The organism is Allobosea thiooxidans (assembly GCF_900168195.1).
Classification (GTDB): domain Bacteria; phylum Pseudomonadota; class Alphaproteobacteria; order Rhizobiales; family Beijerinckiaceae; genus Allobosea; species Allobosea thiooxidans.
In genome coordinates, this window is the sequence record NZ_FUYX01000001.1 from 171,636 (window position 1) to 187,265 (window position 15,630).

Here is a 15,630-nt window from a genome sequence, read left to right on the forward strand (position 1 = left end):
GTACTCAACCGGATCAGAAAGTGACCGACTGAGCACGCACCCGTTTAGATCATGCGTTTGATCTAGGCATAGGCGTCGTTGGTTTTCGGTGTGATCGTCACGTCCACGCATATCCTAATTCACGACGCTACCCTCCGCAGCCCATGAAACGTTAACCTTGGAGCTCGCCATCATCGTCAGCATGTATTCAACGATTTCGCTCGACCTCAGGGTGATGACCGTCCCGCCCTTGCGTCCGTGCCTGGGCAACGACGACGCGCCGCTCGCCCGGGCGGAAGAGACGAACAGAACCGCCAGCGCGCTGCCGAGCGGGCAGAAACGCGGTTGCGCTTTTGAAACGCCCGCCCGCGGCAGTATCGACATCGGCGTTCGCAAGATGGCGGTCAATGATCATTCATTGGCTACAGCCCTTGCTCGAGCCAGGCCGTGGCCATTTCCGGTTCGACTCCCGCCACCTCAATCAGCCTATCGGGATCAAGGATCCGAAGCCGCCGATAGTGGAACTCGACGATGCGTTCCTTCCGCAGCGTGCTGAGGACCCGATTGACGTGGACTGACGTCAACCCCGTCGCGTCACCGATCTGCTCCTGCGTGAGCGGGAGCGGCATTTCCTCGATGCGATTGCCCGGCCATTGAGCACGGTAGCGGGTAAACAGCTCCAATATGAGGTGGGCGACCCGCTCTCGCGCGGACCGGCGCCCGATGCTCGTCAGGTGATCAAACGCCAGGCTGCAATCGCGGGCCAGCGAGCGCGCCAGACGCATGGTCAGCTCCGGCTCATCGCGGGACAGTGTCGCTAGCATTGAGTTAGGGATCACGGACACCACGACGCTGGTTAGCGCTAACGCCCCAAACGTTGCCTGCGACCGATTTGATGGCAGGACCCCCAGTATGGCACCGGGTAGCGCGAACTGGACGATCTGGCGCCTGCCATCCTCAAGCTGGGTATAGAGGGCCACCCAGCCATCGATCAGATTGAAGATGGCGTTGCCCGTCGACCCAACGCTGAAGAGGTCGCGGCCTGCTTCGATCTTTCGATCGCCCGACCGGTGGCGCGGCAACAACCGATACCCCTCTGTTAACGAAGGTGCGGCGGCTGCGGACCACGATGCGCCATCGACGCCCGTCGAGTTATGGCGGGGACATTTGGTCAAGTCGTTAACCGCTGCACCGGCGCTACGATCAAGTTCACGCAACGGCAACTCGCAAAAGGTCGGTCCATTCCGCTCGCGCCCGATATTCTCCCAATCGTGGCGAGGGAACGACCGGGCGATCTCCTCAGGAAAAGACGCTCGATCCAAATTCATATTGCACCTCCCGGGCGCACCTGGCCCGTTGCGGTGGCTGCCTCGGCAGCCCATCAGCACTCCGGATGAAATCCCGAGCTCCTCGGCTCAGCGCGTCGGACACCCTCGGTCGGCACGACAAGGCTCACGATTGTGCGCTGGCCGACCTGTGTCGGCAGGTGGCGCACCGAATGCGAGCGCAGCGGCCTAAAGGAGGCGGCCTTTGGGGACGGGCGGATCGCGACCGACAATAACCGAGTGTACGTGATCTTCGAGAGAAACCACGATTACCGCAGACGTAAGCGACGCTCGAATGATGTCACAGCGATATGGATGCTGAGATACCTGACATTGCGCGCAGACTGTCTGGCAGCAAGCGTGCCGGGGCAGACAACCATCTTCGCCCGCGGACGTCATGATGACGGTCGAATGCATCGCCGGACTGACCTGCTCTCGCGCCGCACGGTTCTCGTGCGCCCACGATGCTTCCCCCAGCCACAGTAGGGAGACCATGCAGACGACAACCAATGCAATGAACCTGAACATCCGCACCACAGCCGTCGAAAGTTCGTTTGCGCCGAACATCAGCCGCGGATCCGGGGGGCGAGTGATCCAGATACGCGATGCGATCCATTCCACTACGGCAGGATGCCGTTTGCTTTGATCGAGGTCAAAAGCGCTGCTTGCACGTGGCCACGTCGAAATCGCTGCCCGGATGCGCGATTGATCGAAATTAAGGTGTCGCGCAGAAGGCTGTGCTGATCTCTTGCGGTGTAGAAGATTTCTCCCGCGGGCCAAGGATGGCACCAATAGCCCTGCCCCGAATTGATCGAAGGCACCGGATAGCAGTGCTCGTCGCGCGGGGGCGACGCAAGGCGATGCTCAGTCCGTTCTTCGCCAAATGCGATGGGGTGCTACTGATCGACCCTGACGAAGCGCAGAAACATGAGTTCCGCGCGAACTGCGAACGAACCGGCGAAGCCACCTGTGACCTCGTGCTCGCAACCGGCATCACCAAGCTCATATGCGGCTTCATCGATGAAGCCGATCGCAACCGCCTTTCAGCGTTCGGGGTGGATATCCGGCTCGGCTCCTGTTCACGGCCTGTGACCCTGCTGGCACGCGAATTTGACGTCCTGCCGAAGGCTTGAGGCTTCGCCGGGCGCAGGATCGACTCGAACATCCCGCCCGAGCACGCCATGTCCGGGCTTCCAGAAAGCTGAGTCACTTCGCCGCATCAGCTTAACCGAGATCAAGGATTTGCGTCCCGGTTCGCCTCATCTGTTGAGCCAGGATCACGCCACCGCACGTCGAAGGCTCCCGTGGCCCGCCAGATCCGGGACCCTACGATGATCCGCAGAGGCAGCTCCTACCCTCGATGGTCTCCAGCGCGGACGCGACCTCATGGAACACAGTGCAGACCACCCCAACGCCCAGGATCAGAAGCGCCGATCCACGTCGTTCAAGATCGCTCTCGTCGGGTTTCTTGCAGTCGCTGCCTTCTATCTGATTGCGGAGCACCGCGCCCATCTCCTCGGCTGGCTCCCGTTGCTAATATTCCTCGCGTGCCCGCTGCTTCATGTGTTCATGCATGGAAGACATGGAGGCCACGGCAACCAATCAATCCAGCCGTCCTCAGGTTGGCGGCAGCCTCCGCACGAACACTGATCAGGCTCCCGGAGCGCTCCCATGCACGACAACGTTCCCGCCTACGGGCTTTGGTCCCTTGTTCTTCTGAACTCCGTAGTCTTCATCTTTTTTGCGTTCAGCTTCTTCAAGCCGAAATCGCCGCGCGACTGGCGCTCATTCGGGGCCTTCAGCGCCTTCATCCTGGCCCTCTTTACGGAAATGTACGGCTTCCCGCTGACGATCTACCTCCTATCCGGTTGGTTGCAGTCCAGATATCCGGACGTCAACTGGCTCTCCCACGACGCAGGACATCTTCTTGAGGAACTCTTCGGCTGGCGAGCGAACCCGCATTTCGGCCCCTTTCACCTGCTGAGCTTCCTGTTCATCGGCGGCGGCTTCATGCTGATCGCGGCCGGTTGGAGGGTGCTCTACGAGGCTCAGCGACGCGGCACGCTCGCCACCACTGGCATCTACGCCCGGATCAGGCATCCGCAATACGTCGGCTTCGTCCTCGTGATGTTCGGCTTCCTGCTGCAATGGCCGACGCTGCTGACGGTCGCGATGTTCCCCGTCCTGGCCTTCATGTACTGGCGGCTCGCGCGGCACGAGGAGCAGGAAGCACTAGCCGAGCACGGCGAGGCCTATGCGCGATACATGCAGGACGTGCCCGGCTACTTTCCGCGACTTTCGTCCCATCCGACCGAAACGACGAGCCGCTAGCCAAATCGAGTTCCCGGCGTGGTTTGATCTGAGGGTCTAACGGCGAGCAATGCTTCGACCTTGATAGCCCGGCACGCCGCCGCACCCGGAGTTGCCCGACGCGGATTTCACGGGATGCAGCCGTTCGTCAGCGCTGGCGGCATCACCGTGCATGCGTTAGCATTCACACTGAATCTGCCTAGGGGGCTGATCGGTTCCAGCACAGGAGAGCTTGTGGGCCAATCCGTTCATCCAGCCGCAGCCTCCACGCACTTGCCGGCATTCATTACGGCCCCCGGCGAGACAGACTGGCTCATGATTGCAATGGGCATGTTTCTGCTTCTTTTCGTCCTCGCGGTTGGCATCCTCTATCTTCGACTGCATGCGCTGCCCGATCGCCTCGCGCACAATAAAGTGCAGTTAGAAGTCACTTGCGTGTTGGGTCTGCTGGCCATGTTCACCCACATGCACATATTCTGGATCGCAGGTTTGCTTCTTGCACTGATCGATATCCCCGATGTGATCACGCCGATTAAGCGGATCGCAGGTGCAACGGAAAAGATCGCTGATCGCGCGGAAGTCGAGCGTGAAGAGCTAGGCGAGCGGCCCTCCGGTCCCGTTATCGAACCTCGGAATTCCGCCGCTGCCTAAGAATTTCGAGCTGTCTGTATCCAAGTCTAAGTGAGCAACGGAACGCCAACCGATACTCGGTCGGCGGACACAACGAACTGCGGACTCCGCTCGAGCGGTAGAGGGACCGCTTTCGAGGAGCGTCTCCGCACAGGACGGGTTCGGAGAGTTGCATTGTGGTCGGTGGCCCCGGATTTGCGGTCCAAGCGCAGGTAGGCGCCCCGCGACCTCCACGTACAAAGGGAGCAAGGTTGCGAGAAAACGATATCGTGCATCCGCAACGCTTCCCATCGCAGCATGACGGAAGGAGGACCACCCGACGCCGGCGGTTGCTCCTCACCAATCCCTGCGGCGGCAGCGACAGTGCGAGAAAGCCCGCCCGGCACTGGACCTTAATCTCGATCAAAGATTCCCGGTCGCGAAATGACGACCCTCGCGGCCACCGAAATGCTCGCCGCCGATGTGCTGTCCCGCGATATCCTCCGCGGCCGTGCCAAGGAACAGACTATGAGTTCGCCCCATTCTGACCATGGCCATCATGGGCATCCCGGCCATGAGGGACACCAGGCGAGCGGGCACTCGGGCCACGACCGTCACGACAACCCGAAGGTCGTCATGGCCGCCGGATCGAGCCATGCCGAGCATGCTGGGCATGGCGGACACGACCATGGCGCCATGGTCGCCGATTTTCGCCGACGCTTCTGGGTAACGCTAATCCTGACACCGCCGGTTCTGCTGCTGTCGCCGATGATCCAGCACTGGCTCGGCATTGCCAGCGCCCTCGCCTTCCCGGGTGACGGCTATGTTCTCTTTGCACTGTCCACGGCCGCCTATCTCTACGGCGGCTGGCCGTTCCTGACGGGCTTCGTATCCGAGCTGCGCAAGGGTCAGCCCGGAATGATGACCCTGATCGCGCTGGCGATCTCGGCGGCCTATTTCTTCTCCGCCGCCGTCACCTTCGGCTTTCCCGGGGAGGCCTTCTACTGGGAGCTCGTGACGCTCATTCTGATCATGCTGCTCGGGCACTGGGTGGAGATGCGCTCCGTCATGGGCGCCTCGCGCGCCCTCGAGGAGCTGGTACGGCTGCTGCCCGACAGCGCAACCAGGATCGAAGCCGACGGCAGCACGCGCGAAGTCCCGATCTCGGCGCTCAAGCCAGGCGACCGTGTGATCGTCCGGCCGGGTGCCAAGGTCCCCGTTGATGGCAAGATCCTGGAAGGTTCGTCGGGCTTCAACGAGGCCATGCTCACGGGCGAATCCAGGCCCGTCACCAAGACGGTCGGCGCGACGGCGATCGGCGGCGCCATCAACGGCGCCAACGCCGTGACGATCGAGGTGACCGCGACGGGCGACTCGACCTACCTCGCCCAGGTCATCGACCTCGTGAAGAAGGCCCAGGCGACGCGCTCGCGTACGCAAGACATCGCCAACCGGGCGGCCGCTTGGCTAACATACATCGCCCTCATTGTCGGCTTTGGAACGCTCTTCGTCTGGTGGCTAGTTCTGTCCGCTCCCCTCGAATTCGCGCTGGAGCGGATGGTCACGGTGATGGTCGTAGCGTGCCCGCATGCGCTCGGCCTAGCGGTCCCGCTCGTCGTTGCGGTCAGCACCTCGCTCAGCGCCAGCAATGGCCTGCTGATCCGGGATCGCGCCGCCTTCGAGCGGGCGCGCAATCTCGATGCCGCCGTCTTCGACAAGACGGGCACGCTGACTGAAGGCCGCTTCGGCGTCAGCGACATCGTGCTGCTCGGAAAAGGCAAGGTCGAGGAGGAGCTGGCCTTCGCGGCCGCGGCCGAAAGCCAGTCCGAGCACCCCATAGCCCATGGCATCGTCGCCGAGGCAAAGGCACGAAACATCGCGCTGCCCAAGGCAACCGAGGTCAGCAACATTACCGGCGAAGGCCTCGTCGCCAAGGTCGCAAATCAGGAAGTGCGCATCGTCAGTCCTGGCAATCTCGCCCGGCAGGGCAAGCCCGTTAGGCATCCGGAGCTTAAGCGGCTCGAGACCGAGGGCAAGACCGTCGTCGTCCTCGTCCGCGGAGGGGAGCCCACGGCCCTGTTCGCGCTCGCTGATATTGTCAGGTCGGAATCGAGGGAGGCGATCGCCGAACTCACTCGCCTCGGCATCAGGTCTGTGATGCTGACGGGCGATGCCAAAGGTGTTGCAGAGACCGTCTCCAAGGAACTCGGCATCGCCGAGTTCTTCGCCGAGGTACTCCCCGACCAGAAGTCCGAGAAGATTAAGGAGCTTCAGGCGCGCGGGCTCTCCGTCGCCATGGTCGGCGACGGCGTCAACGACGCGCCAGCCCTCGTCCAGGCCGATCTGGGAGTCGCTATCGGCGCAGGCACCGACGTCGCCGTGGAATCGGCCGACGTAGTGCTCGTCAGAAGCGACCCGCGTGACGTCGCGGCGATCCTTGGCCTGTCGCGCGCGACCTATCGCAAGATGGTTCAGAACCTGATCTGGGCGACCGGCTACAACACCATCGCTATCCCGATGGCCGCCGGAATCTCCTTCGGCACGGGCTTCCTGATGACCCCGGCCGTGGCCGCCGTATTCATGTCCGCCAGTACTGTGATCGTCGCGATCAACGCACAGTTCCTGCGCTTCTACAGGCGCCAGGCATGACCTCCACGGCCTCACAGGAATCCGCGATGCGGCTGATCCTTCCCCTGCCCGGAAACGAGACCTTCGCGCAACGGCTGGCAAACGCTGGCGGATGGGAGCTCGGCGTGCTCGAAGTACGACGTTTTCCCGATGGCGAGAGCTATGTGCGCCTGTTGTCGGACGTTGTGGGCAAGTCGGTCTATCTCGTCTGCACGCTGGCCAGGCCGGACGAGGGCTTCCTGCGCCTGGTCTTCGCTGCCGATGCGGCCCGCTCGCTCGGAGCACGGACGGTGTCGTTGATCGCGCCTTACCTCTCCTACATGCGGCAGGATCGCCGCTTCCGGGCCGGAGAGGCCGTGACCTCGAGAAGCTTTGCGCGGCTCATCTCGTCGAGCTTCGACAGGCTGGTAACCGTCGACCCGCACCTGCATCGCTATCCGGCGCTTTCCTCCCTCTACGCCATTCCCACGAATACGCTGCACGCGGCCCCGCTTCTCGCCGACTGGATCGCGGAGGAAGTCCGCTCGCCCCTCGTCATCGGCCCGGACGAGGAAAGCGAGCAATGGGTCTCGGCGATTGCCGAGCGAGCACGCGCTCCCTGGACGGTTCTTCGCAAGGTGAGGCATGGGGATCGCAGCGTCGATGTCGATGTGCCCGACCTGTCCGCATGGCAGGGGCGTCAACCCGTCCTCGTCGACGATATCGCCTCGTCCGGCCACACCCTGATCGAGGCGGCGCGCAAGCTCCCGCCGCAAGGATTTCCCAAGCCCGTCATTGCGGTCGTCCATCCCATCTTCGCCGAGAACTCCTACGCCCGCCTGCGTGCTCTATCCGAAAGGATCGTCTCCGCGGACGCAGTCGAGCACGAGAGCAATGCCATCGGTCTTGCCTCGCTGATCGCAGGCGAGTTGTCGGTCGCGGAAAATACAGCGGAACAACTCGTGCGGCGGCGCAGGCCGCCCGAGCCGCGCGACGAGGTTGAGCAAGCCGGATATGACTCCTTTCCGGCCAGTGACCCGCCATCCTGGACGTCCGGCCGATGAAACCTCCCACGCAAATCGAGGTCCCGGGCAGGCCGAATGCGGTGACGAGCGCGAGGCTCAAGCGATCCGAATTGGCCTCTACTTTAGGCGCCGCTCTGTTCGGCGGCGGCCTCGGATTGCTGGTCGCCCGCTACGTTGCCGACCTTACGGGTCCCTTACTGCTGGCGGGAGCGCTCGTCCATGCCTGGGGAATGTACGACAAGCACGCAATCGAGCGGGACCTGGGGCGGCCCGAGGCTCCGTGGATGAGGGCGTTGTACTGGCTGTGCTGGCTGGTTCTGGCGGGCGTGGCTGCCACGATCATTCTGAGAGCGCTCCTCTATGCGGCTTCGGTCCAGGTATCCGCCAGCGCAGCAGCAGGCGCTCTTCTCTCCTGAGAGCAATCCGCGCAGAAAGGTCCAGCGAGTGAACCACGACCCATCTCCCGAATTTCTGCGTTGGGCCAATGGCTACGGCGTCATCGAGCACTCGTCCGAAACCAGGGATCGCGTCCGGGCCCTGGGGGCGCGGCTGATCGCGGCCGGCAGAACGACCGAAGTGGATGCGTATTACCGCTTGCTCGCGGCAGCGGACCGCCTCGCGTCGGCCGCCATGTGGGCCGTCGTCCACATGACCTATGCCCGAAGGATGGACCTCTCCGGCGCGCCTTTGCCGCCGGAGGCCTTCAAGGCCACACCGGAGGGACATACCGGCGGCTCGCTCAACATGGTTCCCGCATTCGTCGGCTATCTCGTCGCCAACGCGATCACCGCGACGACGCGCTCCTGGCTCATGGGACAGGGGCATTGCGTCGCCTCCATCGAGGCGATCAACGCCCTTACCGGAGACGTGTCCGCCGTCCAAAAGGGCCGCTACGATCGTAGCGAAGCCGGGCTTTCGAGGCTTGCCGCCGACTTCTATTCCTATGCGATCGACGCAAGCGGACACGCCTCGGTTCCCCTCGGAAGCCACGCCGGCCCCAACACGGCCGGTGCGATCTCGGAGGGAGGGTACCTCGGCTTTGCCGAGGTCCAATACGTTCACATGCCGCTCCCCGGCGAGCGGCTGGTCGCGTTCCTGAGCGACGGCGCCTTCGAGGAACAACGAGGTTCCGATTGGACGCCGCGCTGGTGGCGCGCCGAGGATTCCGGCATCGCGGTCCCGGTGATGATCCTCAACGGTCGCAGGATCGAGGAGCGAGCCCAAATCGCACAGCAGGGTGGCTCAGACTGGCTCGCCTCCCATCTGCGCCATAATGGGTTCGACCCTTTCTCGATCGACGGGCGGGATCCAGCAGCCTTTGCCTGGGCGATCCTCACGGCGGAGGAGCGGCTCGAACGCTTCGCGGCCCGCCCGGACCGCCGCTATCCCGCGCCGATCCCCTACGTCATCGCCGAGACGGTCAAGGGCTTCGGGTTCCCTGGAGCGGGCACCAACGCCGCGCATAACCTGCCGCTCGGCGGCAACCCGTCGAACGACGAGGTCGCGCGCCAAGCGTTCAACGATGCCGCGCGGTCCCTCTTCGTGCCGTCGGACGAGCTCGATCGTGCCATCGGCGCGCTGGCGGTTCACGGGAAACAGAACCGCCCGCCCGAGAGTCGGCACCCGCTGGCGTTCCGGCACCCGCCCTCCCCTCGACTTCCTGAGCCCGATTGGACGAGGGCCGGCAGCCCGGCAGATTGCGCTATGCATGCGCTCGACCGGTGGTTCGTGCGCCTGGTCGACCACAACCCGGAACTGAGGTCGCGCGTCGGAAACCCCGACGAACTGCGATCCAATCACATGGGCGCTACGCTCGATCGCCTGCGCCATCGCGTGAACGTCTGCGAACCCGGGACCTCGGAGGCCGTGGACGGAGCGGTCATCACCGCCCTAAACGAGGAAGCGGTGGCGGGCGCGGCGCTTGCCAACAAAGGCGGCCTCAACCTGATCGTCAGTTACGAGGCCTTCGCCATGAAGATGCTCGGCGGCCTGCGACAGGAAATCGTCTTCGCCCGGCGACAGCGCGAGATCGGACGGCAGCCAGGCTGGATATCCGTGCCGCTCGTCGTCACCTCCCACACCTGGGAGAATTCCAAGAACGAGCAGTCGCATCAGGATCCCACGATCGGCGAGGCACTACTCGGCGAGATGTCGGACACCGCACGCGTCCTGTTCCCGGTCGACGCCAACACCGCCATGGCCGCCTTGCGCTCGGTCTATGGCGGCCGCGGACAGGTGGCCTGCCTGATCGTCTCCAAGCGCGACATGCCGCATCGGCTCGAAGCCGAGACGGCCACCCGGTTCGTGGAGGACGGCGCGGCCCATTTCGAGGGCGTGCCGGACGCAGCCGACCTACAGATCGTCGCGATCGGCGCCTATCAGTTGGAAGAGGCGCTGAAGGCCGCCAGCCGACTTGGACGGCACGGTCATCGAGTCCTAGTCACAGGAATCTGCGAACCCGGACGCTTTCGTCAACCGCGCGATCCTATCGAGGCGGCCTTTACGGCAGGCGACGATGCAGTCGCGGCGTTGTTCCCGCCGGATCTGCCGCGCGTGATCGTGACCCATACGAGGCCTGAACCCATGCTTGGCCTGTTGCGGCGGCTGGACGGCGGACCACGGCGGACCACGGCGCTCGGCTATATCAGCCGCGGCGGCACGTTCGACGTGCCCGGGATGCTCTTCGCCAATCGTTGTTCGTGGGCGCATCTGGTGGATGCGGCGGCGCCGCTCGCTGGTTGGTCCCGAGACGACTTGCTCACTCCCGACGAGCGCGACGCCATTAATGGACGCGGCGACCCGGCCCACCTCCTAATCTCAACGACCTGAAGGGCCGTCACGCTCATGCTCACGCTCACCTCCCTCGGCGGCGCCGGTACGGTTACCGGCTCCAAGCATCTTCTTGCCCACAACGACACCCGCATCCTGATCGATTGCGGCCTGTTCCAGGGTCTCAAGAACCTGCGCGATCTGAACTGGGAACCGCTGCCCATCGACCCGTCGAGCATCGATGCGGTGGTGCTGACGCACGCCCACCTCGATCATTCCGGCTATCTACCGCGGCTGGTTCGGGAGGGCTTTCGCGGCAAGATTTTCGCAACTGCGGCCACAAGCGACATCGCCCAGTTGATCCTGATGGACGCTGCCCATCTCAACGAGAAGGACGCCGAATACGCCAACAGGAAGGGCTTCTCGAAGCACAAGCCAGCCCTGCCGCTCTACGGAAGTCATGATGCCGAGCGCGCTCTCGAATGCTTCACATCGATTCCGTTCGGCGACGTCGTTCGGCTCCCTGGCGGGGCCACGCTGAGGTTCCGGCACGCCGGGCACATCCTGGGTGCCGCCACCGCCGATATCGAATGGGGCGGACGCCGCATCGCCTTCTCCGGCGACATCGGGCGCTACGACGACCCGGTACTTCCCGATCCAGAGGTCGTGCCCGATGCGGACTATGTTCTCGTGGAATCGACCTACGGTAACCGCCTCCACGACCCGGCTGATCCCACCGAGGCGCTCGGCGCCATCGTCAAGAGAACGGTCGAGCGGGGCGGCACGCTAGTGATCCCGGCCTTCGCGGTCGGGCGCGCGCAATCGCTGCTCTACCATTTGTGGAAGCTCAAGACGAACGGGCAGCTTGCCAACATCCCGGTCTACCTGGACAGTCCCATGGCGATCGATGCAACCAATCTGCTGCACAACCATCGCGCGGACCATCGGCTCCCTGCCGAGATGTGCGCCGCAATCTGTGGGGTCGCGACCTATACACGGGACGTAGAGGGTTCCAAGGCGATCACGGCCAGCCCCTATCCCAAGGTGGTGATCTCGGCGAGTGGAATGGCGACCGGCGGACGCGTCCTCCACCATCTCAAGGCATTTGCCCCCGACTCGAAGAATACGATCCTGTTCTCCGGCTTCCAGTCTGCGGGCACCCGAGGCCGCGCCATGCTGCAAGGCGCACGCGAGACCAAGATCCATGGCGAGTGGATTCCCGTCCAGGCGGAAGTCGCCGAGTTGTCGATGCTTTCGGCCCACGCTGACGCGAACGAACTGATGCGCTGGTTGTCCGGCTTTCGGCGCGCGCCCAGCCGCGCCTTCATCGTTCACGGCGAAGATGACGCCTCGGAGGCCCTGCGCGTACGGATCGACCGCGAGCTCGGCTGGAACGCCACCGTCCCCCGCATGAACCAGTCCTTCGACCTATGACGATGCCCAGCGATCCCCCCATCATCCAGCCGACATTGCGCGTCAAGCGGCTACACCTGCACTCGCAGCACCAGGCGGTTGTCGTCATGCGGACCGACTGCCACGTCTGTCGCTCCGAGGGATTGGCCGCTCGGTCCCAGGTCTTGCTTTCCTATGGTGAGCGGCATGTCCAGGCGACGCTGTTCCAGGTCGAGGGGGATTCGCTCCTCGCGCCAGATGAGGCCGGGCTTTCCGAGACGGCCTGGGACCTCCTCGGCGTCACGGAGGGTGAGGCGATCAGCGTAAGCCATCCGCCCGCCATCTCCTCACTGGCAAGCGTGCGCCGTCGCATCTACGGCAATCGGCTCGACGCGCAGGCGTTCTCCGATATCGTCGGGGACGTTGTGGCCGGACGCTACACCGACGTCCATCTGGCAGCCTTCCTGACGGCCAGTGCCGCCTTGCCACTGAACGAGGACGAGACGGCCGAGCTGACGGATGCGATGGTCAAGGTCGGCGGCCATCTGCGATGGGATGCGCCGATCGTGGTCGACAAGCACTGCGTCGGCGGCCTTCCCGGCAACCGAACGACCCCGATCGTCGTCGCGATCGTTGCCGCGAACGGCCTGGTCATGCCCAAGACCTCCTCCCGCGCCATCACCTCTCCGGCGGGAACGGCCGATACCATGGAGACGCTCGCGCCGGTCGATCTCGACATGGCGACGCTGCGGCGAGTGGTCGAGGCCGAGGGCGGATGCGTGGCATGGGGCGGAGCCGTGCATCTGAGCCCCGCGGACGACATCTTCGTGCGCGTCGAGCGTGAGCTCGACGTGGACACCGAGGGTCAGCTCATCGCATCGGTCCTCTCGAAGAAGATCGCCGCCGGCTCAACCCATGTCGTCATCGACATCCCCGTCGGGCCTACCGCCAAGGTCCGCAGTGGTGAAGCTGCCGATCAGCTCGCAGATCGCATGCGCGCGGTCGCGGCACGTTTTGGTCTCAGCGCGACATGTATCCAGACCGACGGGGCACAGCCCGTGGGGCGCGGCATCGGCCCGGCCCTCGAGGCATTCGATGTCCTCGCCGTGCTTCAGAACGCACCCGCTGCCCCCGACGATCTGCGCCACCGTGCCGCCCTGCTCGCGGGCGCGGCCCTTGAGATCGGTGGCAAGGCCGAACAAGGACGCGGCACCGTGATGGCCCTTGAAACGTTGAGCAGCGGCAAGGCCTGGACGAAGTTCGAGGCAATCTGCCGGGCGCAGGGCGGGTTGCGCGCACCGCCAAAGGCCTCGAGCGTCCACGCGCTCGTCGCCCCAAGCGCTGGTCGCGTGGTTCATATCGACAACCGCAAGGTCGCCAGGCTTGCCAAGCTGGCGGGAGCGCCGGAGGCCAAGGCCGCGGGCGTCCATATGGAGGTCCGGCTGGGCGCGACGATCGACAGGGGTCAGCCCCTCCTGCATGTCCACGCCGAAACGGCTTCGGAATTATCCTACGCGCTCGACTACGCCTCGCGTGCCGGAGACATCGTCAAGGTCGAGCCGTGAGGCTCGAGCTATGGCCTTCCACGCTGGCTTGTCCCGGGACGCAGGCGTTCAACGTCTACCAACGAGCCATGCATTGGATCGTGCCGCTCCTTTGCATCATCCAGGTGCCGACGGCCTGGGCGATCCAGCGCACGCACCTGGCGCACGGCTTCCTCAAGCCTGCTCCCATCGACTTGTTCCTGCATCAGGTTCACGCCTGGAGCGGATGGCTGATCCTGCTGATGGCGCTGCTACAGCTTGCGATACGGCTCGTCCGCGGCAAGCCCCTTCCTACCGATGGCACCTCGCGATTGGAAGCTCGGGTAGCTTCAGTCACACACATAGCGCTGTACGGCCTCTTGATCGCGCTGCCGGTGACCGGAACGATCGCGATGTATCTCACCTTCCGGGTCGCGCCTCTCCATAGATACCTGAGCTGGTTGCTCCTGGCATTGGTCCTCATCCACATCGTCGCTGCGCTCTGGCATCACCTCTATCGCCGGGACGACGTCTTGCGCAGGATGATCAAGGGCTGATGAGGCGTGCCGTCGCCAGGAACCGGGCGTCGGAGATCGGCTCCGGAGCGGACGCACAATGGACTCGTTGATCCCGCAGCTCGGCCTTGCTCTGGCCATCGGCTTGCTCGTCGGACTGGAGCGTGGGTGGCGAGAACGCGACACGCCCGATGGCGGCCGGACGGCGGGTATACGCACCTATGGGATCTCTGGACTGCTGGGCGGCGTCGCCGCGGCCCTCAGCCTCAGCCTGAACACGCCCTCGGTCCTCATCGCCACGTTCCTGGCCTTCACCGCCGTCTTTGCGTGGTACCAGGCGCGCGAATCCATGCACGACGAGAGCTTCAGCGTGACCGGTGTCATCGCCGCTCTCGGCGTGTTCGCGCTCGGCGCCCTCGCGGTCACGGGCGATCAACGCGTCGCGGCGGCGGGCGGAGCCGCGCTCGCGGCCGTTCTTGCCAGTCGCGATCTCCTGCACGGGCTGCTCAGGAGGATTTCCTGGATCGAACTGCGCTCGGCACTCGTGCTCGCCGTGATGACCGCGATCGTCCTGCCCCTCCTGCCTGCGCGTACGATCGATCCATGGGGAGGCTTCAACCCCCGGCAAGTGTGGCTGTTCACGGTGCTGACGGCCGCGATTTCCTATCTCGGCTATATCGCCGTCCGGGCCCTCGGTACCGCTCGCGGCGTCCTGGTAGGCGGCCTGGCAGGCGCGATCGTCTCCTCGACCGCCGTCACCGTCGCGCTGGCGCGAACGGCGGCAGCGGGAGGAAGTCCCTGGCCGCTCGCCGGAGCGGCTGCGCTCGCCGCGGGCGTTTCCGTGCTGCGCGTGGCGGGGATCGTAACCATCGTCGCGCCATCGCTGCTCGGCGTTTCCGGCACCGCGATGCTTGCCGCGATTGTCGGCTTCGGGGCATCCGGCGCCCTCTTTCTGTCGCGGGGACGGGTGGACGGAGACGGTACGGAACCGCCCCGAAATCCCTTCGAGCTCGGACCGCTCCTGGCCTTCGCCGTGCTCTTCGGCGTCGTCTCGACGATCAGCGCCGTGCTGTCGATCGGAAGCAGCCGCGGAATGATCGCGACCTCCGCGATCTCGGGGCTCTTCGACGTGGACGTCGCCGTGCTCAGCGCCTTGCGGCTTCTCGGGCAGTCGGCATCGCCCGAGGCCGTCGGCCACGCTGTCCTGCTAGCGCTAGCGAGCAATGCTGTCGGGCGCATCTCGGTCGCGATCGCAACCGGACCTGTCCGCTTCTGGTTGCCATACATCGGCGCCACGATCGTCGCGGCTGCGTCGGGTTACGCGGCATTCGTCACCTTGCCGCATTTCGAATGGGCGGGCCTCCTGGGCACTCCGAATCCTTGATCGAGGTTAATTCGCGACGTCGGGCATTGCGCTAGCTTTGGGTCCGAGGATCCACCGTTGAGCGGATGCGGACTTTGGCGAAGACCATTGCCGGACAGAGAAGAGCGCTGATCGCGGCGCTCGCGTTCGTGCTGATCGCGGTACCGACGATCAGCGCCCATCCCGTCCGTTGCCTGGAGGAGCCGACGGCTG

14 protein-coding genes are annotated in these 15,630 nt (G+C 64.5%); 12 read left to right on the forward strand and 2 right to left on the reverse strand.

The features are described 5' to 3' along the window. Window positions 1-114: 114 nt before the first annotated feature. Entirely contained in the window at window positions 115-387 is a 273-nt protein-coding gene (locus B5Y19_RS00845) for a hypothetical protein (protein WP_079590964.1), read from the reverse strand. Window positions 388-401: 14 nt separating this feature from the next. After that, window positions 402-1,307, reverse strand: a complete 906-nt coding sequence (locus B5Y19_RS00850; protein WP_244555437.1) for a Crp/Fnr family transcriptional regulator — start codon at window positions 1,305-1,307, stop codon at window positions 402-404. 857 nt (window positions 1,308-2,164) lie between these two features. Between B5Y19_RS00850 and B5Y19_RS00855 the strand changes: the two genes are divergently transcribed. From B5Y19_RS00855 to B5Y19_RS00910, 12 genes are all read left to right on the forward strand, one after another. Next, entirely contained in the window at window positions 2,165-2,437 is a 273-nt protein-coding gene (locus B5Y19_RS00855; RefSeq protein ID WP_139384212.1) for a hypothetical protein, read from the forward strand. A gap of 253 nt (window positions 2,438-2,690) precedes the next feature. Next, complete coding sequence (locus B5Y19_RS00860; RefSeq protein WP_054211512.1) at window positions 2,691-2,954, forward strand: DUF2933 domain-containing protein; 264 nt, start codon at window positions 2,691-2,693, stop codon at window positions 2,952-2,954. A gap of 21 nt (window positions 2,955-2,975) precedes the next feature. Further along, entirely contained in the window at window positions 2,976-3,635 is a 660-nt protein-coding gene (locus tag B5Y19_RS00865) for a methyltransferase family protein (protein WP_079590966.1), read from the forward strand. Window positions 3,636-3,749: 114 nt separating this feature from the next. Continuing rightward, on the forward strand, window positions 3,750-4,265 hold the full coding sequence (locus tag B5Y19_RS00870; protein WP_079590967.1) for a hypothetical protein: 516 nt from the start codon (window positions 3,750-3,752) through the stop codon (window positions 4,263-4,265). Between the two features lie 486 nt (window positions 4,266-4,751). Continuing rightward, on the forward strand, window positions 4,752-6,872 hold the full coding sequence (locus tag B5Y19_RS00875) for a heavy metal translocating P-type ATPase (RefSeq protein WP_079591074.1): 2,121 nt from the start codon (window positions 4,752-4,754) through the stop codon (window positions 6,870-6,872). Beyond that, window positions 6,869-7,894: a ribose-phosphate pyrophosphokinase gene (locus B5Y19_RS00880; protein WP_459348766.1), complete on the forward strand. Its 1,026-nt coding sequence runs from the start codon at window positions 6,869-6,871 to the stop codon at window positions 7,892-7,894. The genes B5Y19_RS00875 and B5Y19_RS00880 overlap by 4 nt, the downstream gene beginning before the upstream one ends. After that, window positions 7,891-8,271 (forward strand): hypothetical protein, encoded by a 381-nt coding sequence (locus tag B5Y19_RS00885; RefSeq protein ID WP_079590969.1) that lies wholly within the window; start codon window positions 7,891-7,893, stop codon window positions 8,269-8,271. The genes B5Y19_RS00880 and B5Y19_RS00885 overlap by 4 nt, the downstream gene beginning before the upstream one ends. Window positions 8,272-8,299: 28 nt before the next feature. Further along, complete coding sequence (locus tag B5Y19_RS00890; protein WP_244555439.1) at window positions 8,300-10,684, forward strand: phosphoketolase family protein; 2,385 nt, start codon at window positions 8,300-8,302, stop codon at window positions 10,682-10,684. Between the two features lie 15 nt (window positions 10,685-10,699). Beyond that, window positions 10,700-12,058 carry an MBL fold metallo-hydrolase RNA specificity domain-containing protein gene (locus B5Y19_RS00895; protein ID WP_079590971.1) on the forward strand — a complete coding sequence of 453 codons (1,359 nt, stop codon included), beginning with the start codon at window positions 10,700-10,702 and terminating at the stop codon, window positions 12,056-12,058. Window positions 12,059-12,060: 2 nt separating this feature from the next. Beyond that, on the forward strand, window positions 12,061-13,581 hold the full coding sequence (locus B5Y19_RS00900; RefSeq protein WP_139384213.1) for a thymidine phosphorylase family protein: 1,521 nt from the start codon (window positions 12,061-12,063) through the stop codon (window positions 13,579-13,581). Beyond that, window positions 13,578-14,096, forward strand: a complete 519-nt coding sequence (locus tag B5Y19_RS00905; RefSeq protein ID WP_280174368.1) for a cytochrome b — start codon at window positions 13,578-13,580, stop codon at window positions 14,094-14,096. Before B5Y19_RS00900 ends, B5Y19_RS00905 begins: the two co-directional genes overlap by 4 nt. Before the next feature lie 58 nt (window positions 14,097-14,154). Continuing rightward, entirely contained in the window at window positions 14,155-15,438 is a 1,284-nt protein-coding gene (locus tag B5Y19_RS00910) for an MgtC/SapB family protein (protein WP_079590974.1), read from the forward strand. Window positions 15,439-15,630 lie beyond the last annotated feature (192 nt).

Excerpts from the sequence above, each read along its gene's own strand:
- B5Y19_RS00850 (WP_244555437.1), bottom strand. The coding sequence starts at position 1,307 with ATGAATTTGGATCGAGCGTCTTTTCCTGAGGAGATCGCCCGGTCGTTC.
- B5Y19_RS00855 (WP_139384212.1), top strand. The coding sequence starts at position 2,165 with ATGCTCAGTCCGTTCTTCGCCAAATGCGATGGGGTGCTACTGATCGAC.
- B5Y19_RS00860 (WP_054211512.1), top strand. The coding sequence starts at position 2,691 with ATGGAACACAGTGCAGACCACCCCAACGCCCAGGATCAGAAGCGCCGA.
- B5Y19_RS00865 (WP_079590966.1), top strand. The coding sequence starts at position 2,976 with ATGCACGACAACGTTCCCGCCTACGGGCTTTGGTCCCTTGTTCTTCTG.
- B5Y19_RS00870 (WP_079590967.1), top strand. The coding sequence starts at position 3,750 with ATGCAGCCGTTCGTCAGCGCTGGCGGCATCACCGTGCATGCGTTAGCA.
- B5Y19_RS00875 (WP_079591074.1), top strand. The coding sequence starts at position 4,752 with ATGAGTTCGCCCCATTCTGACCATGGCCATCATGGGCATCCCGGCCAT.
- B5Y19_RS00880 (WP_459348766.1), top strand. The coding sequence starts at position 6,869 with ATGACCTCCACGGCCTCACAGGAATCCGCGATGCGGCTGATCCTTCCC.
- B5Y19_RS00885 (WP_079590969.1), top strand. The coding sequence starts at position 7,891 with ATGAAACCTCCCACGCAAATCGAGGTCCCGGGCAGGCCGAATGCGGTG.
- B5Y19_RS00895 (WP_079590971.1), top strand. The coding sequence starts at position 10,700 with ATGCTCACGCTCACCTCCCTCGGCGGCGCCGGTACGGTTACCGGCTCC.
- B5Y19_RS00900 (WP_139384213.1), top strand. The coding sequence starts at position 12,061 with ATGCCCAGCGATCCCCCCATCATCCAGCCGACATTGCGCGTCAAGCGG.
- B5Y19_RS00910 (WP_079590974.1), top strand. The coding sequence starts at position 14,155 with ATGGACTCGTTGATCCCGCAGCTCGGCCTTGCTCTGGCCATCGGCTTG.